This is a genomic window from uncultured Kiloniella sp., from assembly GCF_937128705.1.
Lineage (GTDB): Bacteria > Pseudomonadota > Alphaproteobacteria > Kiloniellales > Kiloniellaceae > Kiloniella.
Genome location: NZ_CAKZMP010000104.1, coordinates 1 through 19619 on the forward strand (window position 1 = coordinate 1; position 19619 = coordinate 19619).

General features: G+C 47.3%; 19 protein-coding genes. 6 read left to right on the forward strand and 13 right to left on the reverse strand.

The window, feature by feature from the left end; genetic code table 11:
- Positions 1–758 (reverse strand): DeoR/GlpR family DNA-binding transcription regulator (locus Q0241_RS06210; RefSeq protein WP_299374759.1); only part of this gene is annotated, 758 nt, incomplete at its 3' end.
- A 213-nt stretch (positions 759–971) separates the two neighbouring features.
- Here Q0241_RS06210 and Q0241_RS06215 point away from each other — a divergent pair.
- Entirely contained in the window at positions 972–3089 is a 2118-nt protein-coding gene (locus Q0241_RS06215; RefSeq protein ID WP_299374762.1) for a PAS-domain containing protein, read from the forward strand.
- Positions 3090–3238: 149 nt separating this feature from the next.
- Here the strand turns inward: Q0241_RS06215 and Q0241_RS06220 are convergent, their stop codons facing one another.
- Complete coding sequence (locus Q0241_RS06220; RefSeq protein ID WP_299374764.1) at positions 3239–3691, reverse strand: TerB family tellurite resistance protein; 453 nt, start codon at positions 3689–3691, stop codon at positions 3239–3241.
- Between the two features lie 295 nt (positions 3692–3986).
- On the opposite strand from Q0241_RS06220, the gene Q0241_RS06225 reads away from it, so the two are divergent.
- Positions 3987–4934, forward strand: coding sequence for a TraB/GumN family protein (locus Q0241_RS06225; protein WP_299374767.1), 948 nt, complete (start codon positions 3987–3989; stop codon positions 4932–4934).
- Positions 4935–4985: 51 nt separating this feature from the next.
- Here the strand turns inward: Q0241_RS06225 and Q0241_RS06230 are convergent, their stop codons facing one another.
- From Q0241_RS06230 to Q0241_RS06245, 4 genes are all read right to left on the reverse strand, one after another.
- Complete coding sequence (locus Q0241_RS06230; protein WP_299374770.1) at positions 4986–5795, reverse strand: tetratricopeptide repeat protein; 810 nt, start codon at positions 5793–5795, stop codon at positions 4986–4988.
- 39 nt (positions 5796–5834) lie between these two features.
- Positions 5835–6245: a tetratricopeptide repeat protein gene (locus Q0241_RS06235; protein WP_299374773.1), complete on the reverse strand. Its 411-nt coding sequence runs from the start codon at positions 6243–6245 to the stop codon at positions 5835–5837.
- A 40-nt stretch (positions 6246–6285) separates the two neighbouring features.
- The gene (locus Q0241_RS06240; RefSeq protein WP_299374776.1) at positions 6286–6876 is read right to left on the reverse strand and encodes a tetratricopeptide repeat protein; all 591 of its coding nucleotides are present in this window, start codon (positions 6874–6876) and stop codon (positions 6286–6288) included.
- Between the two features lie 86 nt (positions 6877–6962).
- On the reverse strand, positions 6963–7850 hold the full coding sequence (locus Q0241_RS06245; protein WP_299374779.1) for a LysR family transcriptional regulator: 888 nt from the start codon (positions 7848–7850) through the stop codon (positions 6963–6965).
- Between the two features lie 186 nt (positions 7851–8036).
- On the opposite strand from Q0241_RS06245, the gene Q0241_RS06250 reads away from it, so the two are divergent.
- Complete coding sequence (locus Q0241_RS06250) at positions 8037–8465, forward strand: carboxymuconolactone decarboxylase family protein (protein ID WP_299374782.1); 429 nt, start codon at positions 8037–8039, stop codon at positions 8463–8465.
- A gap of 90 nt (positions 8466–8555) precedes the next feature.
- A complete protein-coding gene (locus Q0241_RS06255) occupies positions 8556–9062 on the forward strand; it encodes a cupin domain-containing protein (protein ID WP_299374785.1) in 507 nt (168 codons plus the stop codon).
- A gap of 5 nt (positions 9063–9067) precedes the next feature.
- Here the strand turns inward: Q0241_RS06255 and Q0241_RS06260 are convergent, their stop codons facing one another.
- The 6 genes from Q0241_RS06260 to Q0241_RS06285 all read right to left on the reverse strand — a co-directional run bounded on the left by Q0241_RS06260 (position 9068) and on the right by Q0241_RS06285 (position 17948).
- Positions 9068–10495, reverse strand: a complete 1428-nt coding sequence (locus tag Q0241_RS06260) for a tetratricopeptide repeat protein (RefSeq protein ID WP_299374788.1) — start codon at positions 10493–10495, stop codon at positions 9068–9070.
- Positions 10496–10521: 26 nt separating this feature from the next.
- Entirely contained in the window at positions 10522–14448 is a 3927-nt protein-coding gene (locus Q0241_RS06265) for a tetratricopeptide repeat protein (RefSeq protein ID WP_299374791.1), read from the reverse strand.
- Between the two features lie 115 nt (positions 14449–14563).
- Positions 14564–15532, reverse strand: coding sequence for an SEL1-like repeat protein (locus Q0241_RS06270; protein ID WP_299374793.1), 969 nt, complete (start codon positions 15530–15532; stop codon positions 14564–14566).
- 263 nt (positions 15533–15795) lie between these two features.
- Positions 15796–16335: a hypothetical protein gene (locus Q0241_RS06275; protein ID WP_299374796.1), complete on the reverse strand. Its 540-nt coding sequence runs from the start codon at positions 16333–16335 to the stop codon at positions 15796–15798.
- A 109-nt stretch (positions 16336–16444) separates the two neighbouring features.
- A complete protein-coding gene (locus Q0241_RS06280; RefSeq protein WP_299374799.1) occupies positions 16445–16897 on the reverse strand; it encodes a hypothetical protein in 453 nt (150 codons plus the stop codon).
- A complete protein-coding gene (locus Q0241_RS06285; protein WP_299374802.1) occupies positions 16857–17948 on the reverse strand; it encodes a hypothetical protein in 1092 nt (363 codons plus the stop codon). The genes Q0241_RS06280 and Q0241_RS06285 overlap by 41 nt, the downstream gene beginning before the upstream one ends.
- A gap of 113 nt (positions 17949–18061) precedes the next feature.
- On the opposite strand from Q0241_RS06285, the gene Q0241_RS06290 reads away from it, so the two are divergent.
- Both Q0241_RS06290 and Q0241_RS06295 read left to right on the forward strand, forming a co-directional pair.
- Positions 18062–18442: a Rap1a/Tai family immunity protein gene (locus Q0241_RS06290; RefSeq protein ID WP_299374805.1), complete on the forward strand. Its 381-nt coding sequence runs from the start codon at positions 18062–18064 to the stop codon at positions 18440–18442.
- 24 nt (positions 18443–18466) lie between these two features.
- Entirely contained in the window at positions 18467–18823 is a 357-nt protein-coding gene (locus Q0241_RS06295; protein ID WP_299374808.1) for a Rap1a/Tai family immunity protein, read from the forward strand.
- 35 nt (positions 18824–18858) lie between these two features.
- On the opposite strand, the gene Q0241_RS06300 is transcribed toward Q0241_RS06295, so the two are convergent.
- On the reverse strand, positions 18859–19619 hold a 761-nt coding region (locus tag Q0241_RS06300; RefSeq protein WP_299374811.1), incomplete at its 5' end, for a hypothetical protein.

The window sequence follows — 19619 nt, forward strand, 5'->3', positions numbered from 1 at the left end:
TGGAGTATCTCTGTTTCGAACGCCGTAAAGTCAGCTGTAGCATTGGGCATACCAGAGGTAATAAGAACATCAATATCAGCACAGGGCACGACCTGATGCGCCGATCTGCACCCCAGCTTATCCCCCGGCGCGAGAACGACAACACGATCCGCATTTTCGGCCATAACCTGTTTGACCGCTGCTTCTTCCACATCATCCGCCGACAGGCCAAAATCAGGGTCCAGCCCACAGGTTCCCAATATTGCGATATCTGCCAATGACTTCGACAGAGTGCGAATGGCCTCTGCCCCCGTGGCAATGCCCCCCAAAGGACGTAAAATCCCCCCGACCAAAACGGTTTTTATACGCTTTTCCAATAAGATAGTGGCAACCAAAGGCGATGGCGTGATCACCAATCCCCCATACCCAATAGGAAGTTGCCGCGCGAAAAAAAGAACCGAGGTGCCACCGTCCAAAAACAAGCTTGGTTGCCCCACGAGCAGGTCTTGAAAAACCGTTTCTGCCTTTACCAGCCAATCCGTTTTTTCTTGAAGACGAACAACCACTGGGGAAAGGGATTTGTTCATGGGGATTGCGCCACCCTTGACCCTTTTGAGAACCCCCTGTTTTTCCAGGGCGATAAAGTCCCTTCGGATCGTATCAAGCGAAACGCCTAACTCTTCGCCGATGACACGGGCAACAAGCGTTTTGCCGACCTCAAGTCGCTTGATCAAAAGTGCTTGCCGGGTATCTGGGTTATTTAAATCAAGTGGTTGCATCATAAAAAGCTGTAAAAAACGATCAATTTTAAACCTAAACGATTAACTACGCATAAAAATGCAATATTATGCATTATATTGCAATGATAGTTTTATGAAATCTAATTTTTGCCCCAAATCCGGCAACTTACAGAAACCTATTGTTAATTTAATTCTCTGATAATGAGACAAGGGGTTGTTGAGGAGCACATAATTAATGCGGTTGCAAATGGCATGACAGGGAAAATCCCCAACAAGCGCATGCTTAAAATACTCTACGCAGAAGAGTGCGTAGCCCGTTGTGCTGACATGAAAGAATATCTGGAACATTCTCAGCCCGCTCGACAAGAACTGGGATCGTGCAACGTAACAACTGTTTCTTCCGGACAAGCTGTTCTTGCCACGGCTGATCAAGATATTTTTGATATCATTCTTATAGATTGCCATCTCTCGGATATGTCCGGATTGGAAATCACACAAAGTCTGTTAGAAAAACACCCCGAATGTCCTGTCATGCTAATGGCCCATAAGGGATCAGAGCACTTGGCACTAGAGGCTGTTTCTCTGGAAGTGACTGATTACCTTATCCGTGACGATGCTCAAACCTATTTGAAATTCACCCCGATCCTGATCAAAAAACTGCTTAATCGATCACGGATAAAAGAAAAGCTGGAACAACGGGTTGAAAATCGATCTCTACAACTAAAGGCCCAGTCGCATCTTTTAGAGAAGTCTCTGAATGCGCTGAACTTAGGATTTATCGTCTGGGACCCTGATGATCACCTGATTATTTGTAATACGCGTTTTCACACATTGTTTGGCATCCCCGAAGGGACATTTAAACCAGGGATAACATTATTTGAATTGCTGCTGTATCTGGCAAAGAATGGATACTATGGCAAAGGGGACCCCGAAAAGCTGGCACAAAAAAGGCACAAGGAAATTCTGATTGAGCGCCAACAGCCGAAAAAAATTCGCGTTACAGAAAATAATCGTGTATTGGAAATATCACAATACCAAGATGATAACTTGGGACGTATTGCCACCTTCACCGATATGACAGAAGTTCATAACCGCGAACGTGAAGCCGCCATGTTACAAGAAGCCTTGGATAACTTCACCGATAGCGTCATTCTCTATGACCATGAAGAACGCGTGGCCTTTACCAACAAACGCTATCATGAAATGTATCCGGCTTCTCCCCCGCAGGACGAGATTGTTGGCTACACCATGACCCAACTGCTGCAGCGCAGCCTGAACACGGGTCAAATAAACCACCCTCTTGCCAAGTCTGACCCTGATGCATGGCTGGCTCAGCGCCTGAAGGAACGCCGTGAAAACATGCACACCGAAGGCGAAACCGTTCACGCCAATGGGCGGAGCTATTTCTACAAAGTCAGCAAATCATCAGGTGGCGGGCATATCCATATTCAAACAGAGATAACAGAACGCAAAGCAGCCGACGAAGCCTTGCGTATCAGTGAAGAACGCTTGAAAGCACAGGTTAATGAGTTCAGGGAAAACGAAGTCCGTATGGAGGCACAGGCCGCCGATCTTGTTTTATTGGCCGAAAACCTGTCCGAAGCCCATGACAAACTCGCCCGTCTTAATGAACAGAAAGACAAGTTTTTTTCCATTATTGCCCACGATCTCAAAGGGCCTTTTAATGCCCTGCTCGGCTTTTCAAGCTTGTTGTCGGATCGCGGCGAAAGCCTAAGCCCTGAAAAAACAAAGGAATACGGCACATTAGTGCATCAGTCCGCCGAACAGGTTTTCAAGCTTCTGGAAAATCTGTTGGAATGGTCCCTGTTACAAATGGGGCGGATGGAATATGCCCCCGGCCCCGTAAGTTTGGATGAGGTTATTCAAACCAACAAAATTCTATTTGCCCCGGCCGCAGACAAGAAAGGCATTACCTTATCCTGCGTCCCCACAGACTATATTGTTCTGGCCGACTTTAACATGGTGGACACTATTCTCCGTAATTTGATCAACAATGCGATCAAATTCACACCCGAAGGTGGGGCCGTCACAATAGATACGCGCAGTAACGGCGATTTTATCGAACTGGAAGTAACAGATACCGGGGTCGGGATTGCACCAGATCAAATATCAAAGCTGTTCAGGCTGGATGAGAACGTCTCGACCAAAGGTACAGATGGCGAAATAGGCAGTGGCCTTGGCTTGCATCTTTGCAAGGACCTTATCGAACATCAAGGTGGCAAAATCCACGTCCTGAGCACGAAGGACCCGCATAATAAAGAGACAGGCGCAACCTTTCGCATCACCATTCCGGTTTATCATGCCGAACTTCTTTGTGATAAGCTAAACAAACGATCATCCAAAGGTTGATCGCATTAATCAGGTAACCTCTTTATCATCAGCATTTTTAACAGGATATCCGTTTTTTCTGCGCAACAATCCAAAGATGATATCATCTGATCAGATATCAGTACTCATCACAAAATTCACAGAGAACCTTCATACTTAGCCTCGCGAACCTAAAGCGCTTTCTGGTTTTCAATTTGACGCCAGAGCTTGTTTGCCTCTAACCCCAACAGATTACAAAGCATGGCAAATTCTTTCTGTTCACGCGGATCTACTTCGCGATCGGCACAGATTATCAAATGCGCAACCCGTAACAGCGTTCGGGATCGTTTGTATTTCCCTTCGAAAACTTTGATCTTTTTATACAACTCGGCTTTGGCGCCCTCTGCGCCGCTTTTCAACAGATAGATATAGTCATCCAGAATTTCGATTGCCCGGACAGGATCAAAGGTTTTGAGGGCTTCGATATTATCAATGGCATAATCAATAGAATAACGTTCTTCGATGGAAACTTCGCCATCCGAATAGGCCGTGATAGCGCAGACTGCCATTGCGGCATGCAGAAAGTCTTTGTTTTGATACCGACGTACTTCGGTAACAAGCTTTTCCAATAACAAGCTGGACATGATCCTGGACCTTCCTCTTATACTAACGTCCCCATTACCCAGTGTTATAGGTAGAACCTTTTGTTCCTAACTTCCAGTAGCAAAACAATAAAAGAAATTTAAATCGTTACCTTCTGGGGAAACTTTATCATCACAATATCTTTTTCATTCGCCGTATTGTCGCCCCAAAAATACATAATTCTTCCTGATAATCATTTGTTTTTCATCGTTGCAATTTACGGTTTGACGACAAATACTGGCGTTCCTTTCTACTGGTAATCATTTTTTAAACAGCATTCGAATTCAGGACAGTTTCATGGGCACGAACTTCATGGGCATTATTCACGTAACAAAGACCGCAACGACAGCTTTCTTTCGCTCGAGCCTCCATGTTACAGGATTAATCATAGGTCTCAGCTTTGCAGCACAAAGTGCCTTTGCCGATAGCAAAATCAACCCTGCGATCTGGAAGTTGTCCGATGAAGACAGTGTTGTTTGGTTATTCGGCACAGTCCATGTTCAGAACGAAAATTTGCAATGGCGGACACCAAAAATCAAACAGGCCTTTGATAGCGCAGATCGTTTTTATATCGAAGCCCCCATCGGTGACGCCACGCCGGAAACCATGGTTCCTCTGCTCCAGAAACATGCCTTTAACAAATCAGGCACGCCCTTTTACGAACAGCTTTCCCCACCAGAACGGGAAAATTTTGTCCGCGCCTTAAATTCTTTGGGTATTCCCGAAACAGCCATGCAGAACTTTGCTGAGCTACGCCCGTGGTTCACCGCCGTCACCTTGGCCGGAATTCAAATGCAAACCAAGGGGCTCAATCCGGAATCAGGTGTGGATAAAGCGCTTTGGCAAGATGCCAAAGCTGCGGGTAAAGAACTGGGGTATCTGGAAACGTTGGAACAACAATTGCGTATTTTTGGCGACATGACACCCGAAGAAGATATGGCCATGTTCAATAGCTCCATGGAAGAGATGGTCGAAGACACCGACATGCTGGATCAACTTTTCACCTATTGGAAAACGGGCCAGATCGAAAAACTTGCCACCCTCATGAATGCCTCTTTCGACGGACAGGATCGCATCAAAACCGCCTTGCTAGACGACCGCAACGCCGATTGGGCTGAACAGATCGAAGACATCATGCGCGGATCAGGCACCGTCTTCATCGCCGTCGGCGCCGGACACCTCGGCGGCGATCAATCCCTGCAATGGTATCTGGAACGCTTGGGGTACGAAGTTGTGCGTCAGTGAGGGAGGGAGGGAGTGGTAATTAGACAAGCTCCGCTCAAGAGCCATGATTTATCAACACCCCTTATAACCATTTGCAATACACTGCTTTATTAATCCGTCTGCTTTTTGAATCTGATCTTTGGATAAGTCTTGCTTGATTTGAGCAGAATATTTACGCCCGTAGCTATTCCCGTTATCAGCTGCAATCATCCACCACATATAAGCTCTCAGGTAATCCCTTGGTTTAACTGTCCCGTTCGCATACATTCCGCCTAAATTTACTTGTGCATCTGTAATCCCTTGTTCAGCCGCTTTCAGATACCATTTAAAGGCCGATTTTTGATTAGCTTGAACACCTGTACCCAACGCATATTTCACTCCCAAATTGGATTGGGCCAGTGCAACGTTTTTCTCAGCAGCGCGTTTGGTCCACAGATAAGACTGCGTCAGATCAATCGAAACGCCATCACCATTTTCATAAAGCAGACCAAGATTGAATTCAGCATCAGCATTTCCTTGCTGAGCCGCCTTTTCAAAGAATGTATAAGCACGCTTGTTGCTTCTTCTTACTTTTTCACCTGTTATATATATAACACCGAGATCATTTTGAGCTGGTGCAAAGCCCTGATCTGCCGAGAGACCAAACCATTTGATGGCTTTTTTCTGATCTTGAGTAACACCATCCCCCCGTCGATAAGCTTGTCCCAGTTTATATTGAGCCTCTCGATGCCCCTGCTTAGCCAACGGCAACCACTCATTAAAAGCCGCTTGATAATCACCTTGCTCTGCGAACTTAATACCTTGCTGATAATTTCCGGCAAAGGTAGCCGATATAACACTTAGACAAGCCAATAGAGTAAAAAGAAACGTTTTTAAATTCATTTAAATTCTCGGTATAGAAAAGTTATTAATAGTATCAAATCATTCAGCAATAATCACCAGCACGGTCTGGGCTTCTTCCAGTCCTTGGTCTGCGGCAAGCTGGTACCATTTGCGGGCGGTGTCCATATTTTCTTCTACGCCCGAGCCAAAGTGATACATCATCCCCAACATCATTTGGGCCTGTGCTTCACCGCTTTCCGCGGATTTTGTCAACCATTGGTGAGATACAGCATCATCGACAGCAACGCCCTGTCCTTCTTTGTACATCACACCAAGATAATACTGCGCTGTGGCGTTTCCCTGTTCGGCAAGCGGCGTCAGTTCTGTCAAAGCGGCAGCATAATCCCCCCGGATCAGCGCAGTCTTTCCTTTATCCAGATCGGCGGCTTGAACAAAATTTCCAACAAGAAAGCTACAGAGAAAAAAAGCACGGAAAACAAATTGTTTCATTAATAGCCTCACATCGAAAAATTAGAGCCAGATGCCCGCCTTAGCATCCCTGATAATCTTGTGCGATACATGCGCTAACCATTGATTTAGCCTTGGCATATTGTGCGTCTGTCATTTGTTCGATGGCATAGTCACGGTTATCGGCAGCGTTGTCTTCATTTTGCTCAGCCGCAAAATAGAACCACATATAAGCACGCAGTAAATCGTGCGGAACCACGTCCCCTATCGCATAGTCATAAGCCAATTGAAATTGCGCACCAGCATGACCGCTTTCGGCTGCTAACTTATTCCACCGAAAAGATTCTTTTTCGTCTTTTTTCACACCCATTCCCTGATCATATGCCACACCCATGTTGTATTGAGCTTTGGCATACCCCTGATCAGCAGAAAGCCGGAACCATTTAACGGCTTCATCATAATCTTGAGATACGCCTTTTCCCTGAAGGTACATCAGACCAAGATTAAATTGTGCCAATTCATCTCCGTCTTTTGCTGACATTCGGTAGAGTTTGTGCGCCTTTGCAAAGTCTCCGGCATCATAAGCCTGATTAGCGTCATCAAAATCATCCGCAAAGGCAACAGCACCAAACAAGATGTTCAATATTAGATAGATTGAAAAAAGAAATCTCATCTCAAAGTCCAGCTTTTATAAGGGTATTCCTATTTACCAGACGAGAGAAATCAATACACGCCTTAATTGCAAAAAATCATTCACACCTAAAACGTAGCATGTTCAACCAGAAAATCGAGGAACACGCGGACATGCCTGACGACTTTGTATTCAGAATAGTAAACAGCTGATACGGGTATTGTGTGCGGCACGATTTTATCGCAGAGGACAGGAACAAGTTTACCACTTTCCAGTTCGTTCCTGACCGTAAAATCCGACAGGCACAAGATACCATGACCATGTATCGCCAGTTGTTTGAGGGTCTCGCCACTATTAGCTGTCATATAGGGTGTAATTTCGAACCATTCCCCACTCTCGGTCAAAATTGGCCACCGATTGAGGGATGGTGTTTTCTGTGAAAAACCCAAGCAATTGTGTTCTCGTAAATCAGCCACATCCACCGGGACGCCTTTTTGTTCAAGATAGCCCGGCGATGCGTAAAAAGCCCGCTGGATCGACCCAATTTTTTTAGCTTTCAAGCCAGAGCTTTTTAACGCACCAAGGCGAATAGCAACATCAACCCGCTTTTCAATCAGGTCTGCAATATCTTCGTTGCTTTCCAGCGACAGCCGGACCTTGGGATGTTGGCGCGTGAATTCGGACAAAATAGGCGCAAGCAGATGAAGGGTAAAAGGCGTCGGCGCATCAATAACCAAGTTCCCCTGAAGTTCTGTGTTTTGATCGCGAAAGTGCGCGCGAATATCATGCACATTATCCAGAGTTTTCGCCGCATGGCTCAACAGCCATTGCCCCTCGCCCGTCAGAGTAATCTTGCGGGTTGTGCGATTAAACAGGGTGGTATCCAGCTGAACTTCTAGGTTCTTGATACTTCGACTGACAACCGACGGCGCAATATTCAGGTGCTGCGCTGCGCCGACAAAACTGCCAGCCTCTGCCGTTGCGATAAAGATCTTGAGATCATCAAGTTTAAACATACGTCTTTATGGATTAATTCATGCTGATTTAGCAATTATTAAATAACTAAACCGACATTTAACGCACCAATCAATTGCGATACAAAGTGATTGTTATTTCAGAAAAACACCAAGTTACACATCGCTAAACACCATTAAATCATCCCCCTAGAACCTTAAACCCATTAACGCAAAGAGAACATGAACATGACCAGAGTAAAAATTGATAAAGTCCAACCTGCTGCTTACGAGGCTATGTTCGGGTTAGAGAAATATCTGGGCACTACAGACCTTGGCACCAGTTTGCCAGAGTTAATCAAAACCCGTGCATCACAAATCAATGGCTGTGCCTATTGCATTCAGATGCACACCAAAGCCGCACAGGAAAACGGCGAGACAACCGAACGCCTGTTCGCCCTGTCTGCTTGGCGAGAGTCCCCGCTTTTTACAGAAAAGGAACGCGCCGTTCTGGCCCTGACAGAAGAAGTCACACTGATTTCCGACCACGGGGTCAGTGACCGGGTTTACAGCCGGGTTAGCGAACATTTTAACGAAGAACAGATCGCCCAGATCATCATGGCCATTACAACCATTAACGCATGGAACCGTATCGCGATCGCAATACAGATACAGTAGTCGTTATCGTTATCTGAGCAAAACACTTTATGAGACTTCATTCCAAGAACACGACAGAGTCATTAAGAGGCCATAACAAGGGAAATAAGAATGCTGAAGATTACCAAATGCCGAACGCGAGTAACGGGTCGGCTTCTTATTTCACTTGTAATGTTAGGTGTTATTTTTGTGCCCCATTACGGCATGACATACGCACATGAAGTTTCTTCCCAAAATGCCCCCCGGAATATTCACCAGAACAGCCCCGAGAATAGGGATGCAAAAAACCAACGCACGATGCTTTTGCAAGAAGCCATCGGGAATATGCCCGGACATGAACTAACGGCAATAACGGTTGAACTGGTGCCGGAGAACAAATCCCCGGCGCACAGTCACGAAACATTTGTTTTTGTTTATGTGCTAGAGGGAAATGTTCGAAGTAAGCTCGGCAGCGAAGAAGCCATTGACTATGCGGCCGGAGATAGCTGGATAGAACCACCAGGGGCGATCCATACGCTGACGGAAAACCTGAGCAACTCAAAACCTGCCAAGCTTCTTGCCATCTTTGTTGGCAAGAAAAATGCCCAGCTCACGACCTCGGGAACGATAGGTCAGTAATGCTTTTACAACAAAAAGCAGCCTTTAAATTTGCGTTGTCGGCACTCTGTTACCCTTTTATTGGCTTTTTGCAATTGTGCTTTTGTCAGTGGTTTCGCAAGTAGATCCTTGTAAACTAGGGCCTCTTCGACGCCCTCTTCGTCTGCCAGAGAGAACCATATATAAGCCATGTCATGATCCCGATTGACACCGCCAACACTATGATAATAGGCCAAGCCCAATTGAAACATCCCAGTCGGGTTGCCATTTTTAGCCGCTTCACTATACCAACGCACGGCGATTTTATCGCTCTGTGGTACGTCGTTTCCAGTGCTATAGATATGCCCCAGATTAACTTGTGAAAGGCTATTTCCCGCCTTGGCTTCCTTGTGGTAAATCTTCAGAGCTGTTTGACGGTCCACAAACCCCGCACTTCCGGTGAAATAAATATACGCAAGATTATGTCCTGCGCGACTCACGCCGTTTTTATAGGCTGCCTTGAACCATTTTACAGCAGCCTTGGGGTTCTTGTTAATGCCCAACCCACGATCAAACATTTCCCCCATATAATACTGGGCAAAGGGAACACCCTTTTCTGCAAGCGGATATAAAAATTCTAACGCCAGGGAAAAATCGCCATCCAAATAGGCATTAGCGCCCACTAAAAAATCATCCTTGTCGTCTTCCCAAACGCGATCAGAAGATTTTCGTGCCGCTTCATCCGGATACTCGACAGCAATAGAGCTCCCAGAAGAAGAAGAAGAAGAAGAAGAAACAACCTTACGATTATTACCAGCTGTCTGTTTGGCGTCAGCACTTTGCGCCTTTAGCCTGGCCAGTGGTTTCCTTCCATACTCATCCCCCTCATCAATGGCACGCTGATACCATCGTTTTGCATTATCAATATCATCGATTTTTTCATAAAGTCGCCCAAGCCCCAGATAAGCCGGGGTAAATCCTTTATCAGCCGCCAACTGATACCATTTAAGAGCATCTTCATCACTTTGGGCCACCCCGGCATGACCCTTTTCATAAAACTCTGCCAAGGTAAACTGAGATGCATCACTATTATTATCTGCCCCTCGACGGGCATGATATAACGCCAAGGTATCACTTTGCTCTCCGCCGACACCATGCAGATAAAGAAGCGCGAGCCGACTATCGGCATCGAAATTCCCCTGTTCAGAAGCGCGCAAAAACCATTTTCTGGCCACGAAAAGATCACGTTCCACCCCGTGGGCCAAGCCATACATTTCACCCAGGTAAAACTGGGCCTCACCATCCCCCAATTCGGCAAGCATATGAAACTCCTTGAGAGCGACGGCATATTCGCCATCAAGATAGGCACTGAGCCCCTTGTCAAAATCTTGGGCGAAACTTGGCAAAGTCCAGAGCGCCATAGCCACCCACCACATGATAACCCGCATCAAAATACTCTGTCTGATCTGTTTCATTACTTCTCTGCCCCAACAAGCGTCCATCACTCACAGTTCCGGTAGTTTTGATCAATACAGTTGCGCGCCATATTTTCCACTCCCGTGACAAAGCTTTCAGAAAAATGTTCTTTTGATTTGTCAACGTTTGACTTCGAAAGTTTATCCCCTCGAATGGCCGCGACGTATAACCACATCCATCCTTCCTTGTCGTCTGTATCAAGTGACGTAAGTCCAAAACCCAATAACGATTGAGCATCAACACCACCCTGTTCCGCTGCGAGCCTGAACCATTTCACAGCCTGTCTTAAGCCTTGATCACTTTGATCTTTTTCTGCAAGAACAAGCCCCATAGCCTCTTGCCCCAGCGCATCCCCCTGAACTGCTGATTTCAGTGCCCAGCTATAGGCTTTATCAAGATTTTTATTGGTACCAGTCCCCGCCAAATAATGATAGGCAACCTTAGCCTGTGCTTTCGAGTAATCTAACAGTGCTGAACGTTCGAAAAGAAGGAATGCCTGTTTAGTGTCTCTTTTAACTCCTAATCCTCTGAAATACATATCAGCCATAAGGTATAAAGCTTGGGGATTATCCTTTTCGACGAATGGGTGCAGTATCTCAAGTGCTTTGCCATAGTCACCCGCAGCATAGAGTTCCTTATATTTTTCCATGGACGAGGCAAGATATCCAGAAGACGACGAAGACGGGAAAGTCCCCTTGTCTTGCCGCTTAATTATCGGGGTTTCCTTGGCAAGCTGTTTCGGAAGCGGACGCGCAGGAATGTTATCAGGCTTTCTTTTTGGTTTGGGAATACTGGACAAAACTGCCCTCAGTTCTTCCAGTTTTGCCTCGGCTTCTTGATCCCCCGCCTTTGCCGCCAATGTGTAATAGTGCTGGGCACGCGCAAGATTTCTTGCCCCCAAGGCACCATTTTCATGCATCACGCCGAGTGAGGTATAAGCCTCGCTCTCTCCCAACTTCCCGGCTTTTTCATAGTAGTCTGCCGCTTTTTTTAAATCTTTGGCCACCCCCAGACCGTAATGGTAGTGCATGGCTAAACCAACGTGAGCCCTGGGATTTTTTTGTGCGACCGCAGACTTGTGAAGTTCATAGGCTTTTTCAAGATCCCGTGCGACACCCTTTCCGACAAAATAGTACGACGCCAATAAAGTCAGAGCAGCACCATCACCTGTTTCAGCGGCACGAGAGATCCACTTGAACGCTTCACCATAATCTGGCGGGGTTTTATTGGCATAGATGTTCGATATCAGGATTTGGGCTTCGAGATCACCTGCTTCTGCCAGGGGCAAGCCGGTTGATAGCGCAAGCTCATAGTCCTCCATCCGAAATGAAAGCATCATAAGTCGATAGATAGCTTCGTTATCGGAATCACTTTCAGCCTTTGCCTGTCGAGAAGTTTCTTTCTGTTTAGCTGCTTCTTTTTTTTCTGAGTTTCCCCCTTTTTCTGAGGCTTTTTGTGGAAGGGGTTTTGCCGCCTTCTCTGTCTGCTCAACAGGTTCTATTGTTTCAACTGGGGGCTGAGCCGATGTTGTATCAGGTGTCTGTGATTGCGCGTCTTGCAACCGTTCCATTGCCTCTATGGCAAGCCAATAGTCCTGATCCGCAGATTTCTGGTACCATTTGCGGGCCTGATCAAGATCTTTTTCCACCAAAAATCCGTGTTCATACCAGTACCCCAACTGGAACTGGGCATACTCAGATCCCTGTTCGGCATAATGGATTGTTAGCTCTTCAGCCTTTTTATGACTTTTAGGAACACCCTTTCCATGAACATGGGCTGAAATAACCTCGGCCACAGCGCGGTTTAACCCTTGATCTGCTGCGCGCTTATACCAGTGATATACCTGTTGAACCTCCTCATCCTCAAATGAATAGACAGCCAAATTACTTGCATATTGGACCTGAGCCGGGGCATAGCCGCTCTCTGCGGCCTCTTGAAGCCAGAATTGAACTTGATCGAAATGTTCAGTGTCAAACCACTTAAAATACTTTCTTTGTAATTCTAGTTGAGCAGGCGCATAGCCTTTTGATGCCAGACGAAACCATATATCCTTGGCTGTCGCTTGATAATTTTTTTCGTAAGCATCGACACCTCTGTAATATTCCCTGTAATAATCTTCCACCTCCAAAGTTTCAGAGGCCAAAGGATCCATAATCAAATCGGGAAACGTTTCCATAATTTGGAATAGAGCAACCTTCGCCAAATCATTTTTGTTATCAACGGCATGTCGGAACCATCTAACGGCTTGTGAAGTATCTTTCGGGATACCGTCCCCGTCTTCATAGAGCTTTGCCAATAAATATTGAGCTTCACCATTTTCTTGCTCTGCAGCAAGATAGGCCCATTTAAAAGCAGCTTTCAGATCTTTGTTATCGTCATCCTTATAGTAATGTTTGGCAAGTTTGAGCTGAGCATGATGAAACCCCGCCTTGGCGGACTTTTCAAACCACTTGAAAGCTTGATCCTGGTTATTGGAAAGATCAGTTCTGTTAAGATATAATTCCCCTAAATCGTTACCAGCAAAATCAACGCCAAGATCAAAAGCCTTTTTGTACCAGAAAACAGCCTTATCAAAATCTTGTGGTACAGATTTCCCTTTACTGTAAAGCTCTCCCAAACGATGCATTGCAATAGCCTTATCGGTATTATCCCGGGCACCTTTTTCAAGGTACTCTATCGCCAACGCAATATTTTGTGGCCTATCCTCCCCTTTCAAATAGGCATAACCAAGATCAACCAAAGCATCGCTATCACCTAACTGTGCCAGATGATCAGCATTGTTGAAATCTTCCTCCATTTCAGTTATTCGCAAAAATTTCTCAACCTCAAATACCTTGTGTCCTGTGGCATCATCGACAAAGGAACCATAACCGTCGAAAAACGTCCCCCCAAACAGCGAAAAAGTCAGTCGAGATCTCGCTTTCTTATGACCTTGATCAGCCGCTTTTCGATACCAGTAGATGCTTTTGTTGTTTTCATACTCAACACCAAAATTGTTTTCGATTGAAAAACCAAGCACATACTGCGCTTCGGCATAGCCTTGTTCGGCTGCTTTTTTAATCCATGCCAATCCCTTTTTCTCGTCTCCTTCAACGCCCAGAGCTTTCCGATAGATTTCACCGACCATATACTGAGCTTCGGCATTTCCCTTTATCGCATGGGGTAGAAGGATTTTCAGGGCCTGTTCATAAAGCTCACTCTTGAAAGCCTGCCTTCCATCCACCAAAGATCCCGCCATTTCACCGCTTATCACTTCGGGGGGCGTCTCTTTTTCAGGGCCTGTTTTCAGATCATTTTCAGAAAGCGATTGTTGATTGACAAGTTCTTGCGTATCAGCGGGCACATCGGTGTTTTCTTCGTCTGATATGTTCCTGTCATCAAACAGGGACACCAGCATTTCCAAAACGCCGCCGGTAGCTTCCTTATCTGGGTCTGTTTCTGTTACCGTTTCGGTTGCTTTTTCTGGGTTTAGATCTGGTTGGTTGTTTTCTCCACCCTGTTGGTCAACATCAGTCTTTGATGATTTAGTCTCTGGTGATTTATCCGCATCCATTTCGACAACAGGTAGATTGTCATCCAGATCATTGTCGTTCTTGTCTGTGGTGGTTGTCGTATCCTTGGCCGTACTATCAGACCCTTGACCGAGCTTCTGGTTAATAATCTCGGACAGCTTCACCAGGGACTGTCTATGTCCCTGATCCGCGGCAAGTCGGTACCATTTCAAGGCCATATCCGGATCTTTTGGAACACCCAGCCCCTGTTCATAAATCTGGCCCAGAATATACTGTGCTTCGTCATTTCCATCTTCGGCAATGGGGGTCAATGCCTCACGCGCGACAATATAATCCCCCTGTCCATAAGCTTCAAAGCCATCCGGATTTTCAGTAATCAGCGCAAAAACACCCAGCCCGACAAGCGCAATAAACAGAGGCAAAAGTAAAAAACGGATCATGAGAAACCTATGGAACAAAAAAGAAAGAACGACTAATAAACTTACCAATCAAACCAAGGGCATCCGGCATCCGTTTACCCCCAAACAACAAAACATCAGCAACAAAGCGTCACAATCAACACCGCATCAGGGTTTTCGCCTGACATTTTCGGGATAGGTCATCACCGGTTGAGATTTGATCCGGTGTCATTTGCTGCTCAACATTCATCAGCCGTGCCTTTGCTGCGGGATTGCCCAGCGCATCGGCAACAGACAACCACATATAGGCCTTCACTAAATCCCGGGGCGTCCCTTCGCCCCACGCATACATTTGCGCCAAACTGATTTGGGCGGCGGTTTCCTGTTGCTCGGCAGCAAAGGTAAAGTATCTGTGGGCTAAGGTGTAATCCCTTGGGACCAGTTCACCAGCATAATAGATATTGGCTAACTTGTTCTGGGCAAAGGGAACACTCTGTTTTGCGGCGCGCCTGTAAAGCTTGAAAGCTCTTTCCGGGTTAAGGGGCACGCCATTGCCCGTTTCATAAAGGTATGCCAAGGCTGCTTCACTCCTTGCGTCGTGACCATCAACAGCCTGTTGCAACCAGATCACCGCCTTGGGCAAGTGATCCGGGTTCGGGGTATCGCTTTGCAAGCTGTTTAAATACATCCGGGCCAGACTGGCCTGTGCCGAAACATCATCCTGATCCGCCGCCATGCCATACCACAACAGCGCCTGATCAAAATCCTTGGCTCCCCAATCGCCGTTTTCATAGGCATGCCCAAGCCTGTTTTGGCTTTCGACATGGCCCAGTTCGGCAGCACGCATAAACCACATTTCGGCGGTATCATTATCTTGCGCGACCCCCTGCCCCTTTTCATACATCACGGCGACATTAAACATGGCAATAAGGTTGTTTTTCCCGGTTCCATCTTCGGCAAACGGCAGGTAATTATCCATCGCGGTTTCATAATCACCGATGTCATATGCCAGCGCAGCCTCGTTAAAATCCGGCCCCCAATGATCAGACCAATAGGCATGAAGGACTGGACCAAGCCCCGCAGCAAGAGCAACAAGGCCCGCTACAAAAATTACAAAACGTTTCATTTGAGCCTCTTAGATATTTACCAAAATGCAAACAATGTTACGGACACACTTGGTTTACGAGAACACTGGACATGTGAACGCGCCTAACTTGCAAGCACACAGAACCAACAGGAACAAGAACAGAACTAAAGAGGTAAAACCATGATATAATAAGCGATTAGACTCCCCCCCGGATTGCGAATAATAGCGTGACGACGGCTAGTTTTGCAACCAAGGATATAGAGATAATTTACCTGCTTCCCTGTCTTATTTATTCGTCCCCCCTACCTCTCCCCACGTTCATTGGCTTTGCGTTCTTTGGCGCGCCAATGATCCAATTGGTCTAGACACTCAGCAAGCGGGACAGTCTGGACCCTTGGCATCTGTTGATCTTTGCACAGGAACCGGAGTGATTGTGTGACCACAGCGGATAAGCCGCGCAGGTAACGGTGGTAAAGCGACCGCAGTTCCGCTTCTTCGTCACTCATTTCTGCGCCATAGCCCTTGGCCCCACCAGAAAAAGGCTCATAACGGGCGACCCCTTCGGAATGGTAGAGAAATTCGTAAAGCTCCATCAGCCAGAAACCATTGTCCCGGCGACGTTCTGCCCGGCGATCCCGGCTGTCTTTCGGGCCGAGAACACCGCGATCATAAAGCTGTTCTAACAAGCTAGTTGCGCCGCCCGTAAATCTTTCCGTTCCAGCGCCTGTATGTGTTGCATCTGTGCTTGCCTGAATGCGATTATTTTGGCCCTGTTTAGATTGGCTGGCTCTTTTTTCAATAGTGTTCTGCGCTGTTGATCTTCCTGATTTTGCCGTTTTCATAGATCTTCCCATGTCCAAAATCGTCCCTTTGACTTGTGTTTCTTCAATATTTTAATCAGACGTCATTCGCCCTGATTTTTCTTTCGGGTTTCCCTCGCCTTTCTTCAGGTTATTCACCCCTGATCCCACTTTCATGTTTCGGCTCTAAATCCTTCAGGAAGAAGCTCAACGTTTCTGGCCCATCACTGTTTAGCCTTTCCCGGCCATGTCGTCGGTGGATCAGGTTATCCCGTGCCTTCAAGTCCCTTAACAGCCGTTGTCGCAATTCCTGTAACGGCGTCAGCAAGCTTTCCAGCGCGCCCCAATCCGGCCACCACTTTTGCCGCCCTGCTTCCTTTAACGCCTGCAACACACAGTCCGCGGGAAAACGCGCCAGTTCATCCGCATAGACTTCTAGCTGTAGTTCAAGTGAAGCTTCGTCCATATTCCTGCTGCTGGTTTTAACCTTGAGCTTGAGCAGCTCGCGCATAATCTCTACCCGCGACAAAGGGGCTAAAGACAACGACAGAATACGGATGACTTCATTCTGTTGTTCCCGCGTCATCGACTTGGGAAAGATCACATCCTCTAACCTGCTCTGACTGCCCCCGCCCTTGGGAAATATCGTCTTGTATTTCAGCGCGACCGAGGACCCGAGCACCGATTTCACCGAGGTTAAAACCGCCTGATCGTTGTCTGCCACCCGTTGCCCCCGACGAATAGCTTCTGCCAGTCGGGTTGCGGCCAGTCGTGTTGTTGCCGGCGATACCGCCTGTGGCCCCGTGATTGCCTGATCCTTTTTCGGTCTGGATACGCAAGATCCAGTTTTGCCAGGTTCGATGCCAGTCAACTTTACACGCTCTGCGCCCGCCAAGGCTGGTCCAATAGTTTCTGAATTTAAGGGCTTCTGTGGCAATATCTTCTTCCTCTAGTCCACGGGTGCGGGCAAAATCATGATCCCGCCCATCCGGCACCCAATCCGTATCAAGGCGACAGGCGCGCCCGTTTTGACCTGATTGCTCTTTCCGGGATTGTTTTCCCCGATCCAAATCCTGATCATGAGGGGACTTAACTCCCTTGGGAGTTAAGGGGAGAGTCTGGTCTCTGGCTTCTGGACTCTGGGGTTTATCACCAGACTTATTGCTGGCTTTATCCCCTCTGATATCCGCGGCCTTATGCCCTATCCTCAAATCTGGCTTAAGCTTTGCCAATTTTTTCCTTTTAGACGAAGGACTTGGTTCATAAACGAAAGCGGTGTCGTTCTCGGTCAGCACTCCACCCGCAACAAGGGATGGGTTGCCACCTTTGCGCCCGTTACTTCGGGCAACAGAGGATTTTTTCAAATCGCGCAGCATCCGTCGCGAATACAATCGTCCTTTGCGATCTCGGCTGAATACCCCCGCCTCTTCCAGTTCACCCAGTAACGCGGTGACTTCCTGAGGTGATGATCCAGACAATGATGCAAGGGCCGACGTCGAGACGATACTGCCATTGATCTCTAAATATCCCCCCGCCTCGTGCATGATACAAATCATCTCAAGCCACAGCCCCCGCGCCGCAAGAGAACAAAGCTTCAAGCCCACATCGGCCCGCCAATCCGTCGGAAAAAACTTGAACCACGGAAGTTTACTCATGGATAAACCTCCTTCTTTGTCGTCCAGACACCGGGCATTAATACAGCCACTCGAAACTTGACAGAATCAGCTATCTTGCTCAGTCTTCGGACACACGTAATAAGGGAGAGATCGTGATTAAGAAGTTTATTACCGCGTTTATTTTTATACTGCTGGGCACCGGATATTCGAACGCATTTCCAACCCAGGGCGGTTTTATTTACGACCTTTGCGAAAGAGGTATAAAAGCAATTGATCGGGTTTATCTGGAGGGCGAACTTTGGGGAATGCCCGGCAATACTGTTGACGGAAATATGGCTGTTTACTGCGCCGCCTACATTATGGCAGCCGAAGATGATCTCAGTGAAAAAGGCTCTATCTGTCCTCCGACTAACTCTCCCAAAATATCTATAAAAGCTGTTGTAGAATACTTCGAAAAGCATCCAGAGTTGAAGAAAAAGAACGCTCGCATTGCCGTGGATGCTGCGATCAAAGCCAAGTACCCTTGCCCGTAACCATAAGTTAGAAAAACACCTGAGATGAATTTTATAATTTCCATTATAACCGCGTCTGGCATATTGGCTTCTGGTACAACCCTTGGAACGATCGACGACACAACACCATTCCCCCGCCCCAATACTGGTGGTGCCCTTTACGCCCAGTGCAGCCCGCCTGCTGAAACACCCCAAGCCGAATATGGTGGCCTTTATTGCAGTGGTTATATAATGGCTATTCACGATAGCCTCAAAGAACGCGTCGACTTTTGCACCTATGGCGACCCAACCATCTATTTTATCGATCAGGTCATGGCATATCTTAAGGCCCATCCCGAAGAATGGCCTCAAAGCGCTCCCTCTCTGATCCGCAAGGTTTTGATTAAGGAAAATGACTGCTAGTTTCAGCATAATTTCCGCCTGAAAATTATTGTGCATCAATAAAGCCCCGTGGTTAGGTCAGACAGGCCGGAACCGTCTGTGTCACCTTCGGGGGTGTAGGGGTTATCTGGGTCCTGCCAGGCCGGGGTCAGCTTGCAATCGCCGCAAATACGCATGCCGACCCATTCGCTTTTGAAGGTCTTCTGACAGGAAAGGCATTTGCGTTCTTTAGCTGTGCTTTGGCTACCACCTTGACTATCGGGGCGGGAATGCTGGCTGGTCTTGCGGGCATAGCGGTTGACCTTTTCAACACGGATGGGATCAACCTTTAAAATCACATAGCGATCACGATGCGGGCCAAGACATTGGATCACCCCCTTTGCCACCAGCTCCTGTATATGCTTGGGAAAGGAATTCACCTTTGCCATGCCGCTGTTTGTTTTCAGCTCGTTATAGGGCAGCTCCTGCCCCGGGGCATCGGCCAATGCTTTGAACACGGCATAGGGCGTTGGCGTGAGCTGAATTTTTGCGCGGGTTACTTCCACGTTTTCACCTACTCTTATCAGGCTCCAGCCAGCTGCAACAGGTTCGGCCGCCAATGCAAAGGCAATCCATCCAAGCGCCAGTTGCATGAATAGCCTCATTGCGGAGTACCTGTCATCAGACGGATCATCCTCTGTGCCAATCCATCTGGCCGCAAATCGATGTCGCAGGTCGTAAAGGGGATCACGGTCTCCATCCCAAAGCCTGCCTCGATCAGCACACCCGGCAGAATTTGCGGAAGCCGGCGATGGGCAACATGGCGATCCCAGATGCC

Excerpts from the sequence above, each read along its gene's own strand:
- Q0241_RS06285 (WP_299374802.1), bottom strand. The coding sequence starts at position 17,948 with ATGAGTAAACTTCCGTGGTTCAAGTTTTTTCCGACGGATTGGCGGGCC.
- Q0241_RS06275 (WP_299374796.1), bottom strand. The coding sequence starts at position 16,335 with ATGAAAACGGCAAAATCAGGAAGATCAACAGCGCAGAACACTATTGAA.
- Q0241_RS06235 (WP_299374773.1), bottom strand. The coding sequence starts at position 6,245 with ATGAAACAATTTGTTTTCCGTGCTTTTTTTCTCTGTAGCTTTCTTGTT.
- Q0241_RS06270 (WP_299374793.1), bottom strand. The coding sequence starts at position 15,532 with ATGAAACGTTTTGTAATTTTTGTAGCGGGCCTTGTTGCTCTTGCTGCG.
- Q0241_RS06295 (WP_299374808.1), top strand. The coding sequence starts at position 18,467 with ATGAATTTTATAATTTCCATTATAACCGCGTCTGGCATATTGGCTTCT.
- Q0241_RS06230 (WP_299374770.1), bottom strand. The coding sequence starts at position 5,795 with ATGAATTTAAAAACGTTTCTTTTTACTCTATTGGCTTGTCTAAGTGTT.
- Q0241_RS06245 (WP_299374779.1), bottom strand. The coding sequence starts at position 7,850 with ATGTTTAAACTTGATGATCTCAAGATCTTTATCGCAACGGCAGAGGCT.
- Q0241_RS06215 (WP_299374762.1), top strand. The coding sequence starts at position 972 with ATGACAGGGAAAATCCCCAACAAGCGCATGCTTAAAATACTCTACGCA.
- Q0241_RS06240 (WP_299374776.1), bottom strand. The coding sequence starts at position 6,876 with ATGAGATTTCTTTTTTCAATCTATCTAATATTGAACATCTTGTTTGGT.
- Q0241_RS06225 (WP_299374767.1), top strand. The coding sequence starts at position 3,987 with ATGGGCACGAACTTCATGGGCATTATTCACGTAACAAAGACCGCAACG.
- Q0241_RS06255 (WP_299374785.1), top strand. The coding sequence starts at position 8,556 with ATGCTGAAGATTACCAAATGCCGAACGCGAGTAACGGGTCGGCTTCTT.
- Q0241_RS06260 (WP_299374788.1), bottom strand. The coding sequence starts at position 10,495 with ATGAAACAGATCAGACAGAGTATTTTGATGCGGGTTATCATGTGGTGG.
- Q0241_RS06220 (WP_299374764.1), bottom strand. The coding sequence starts at position 3,691 with ATGTCCAGCTTGTTATTGGAAAAGCTTGTTACCGAAGTACGTCGGTAT.
- Q0241_RS06250 (WP_299374782.1), top strand. The coding sequence starts at position 8,037 with ATGACCAGAGTAAAAATTGATAAAGTCCAACCTGCTGCTTACGAGGCT.
- Q0241_RS06265 (WP_299374791.1), bottom strand. The coding sequence starts at position 14,448 with ATGATCCGTTTTTTACTTTTGCCTCTGTTTATTGCGCTTGTCGGGCTG.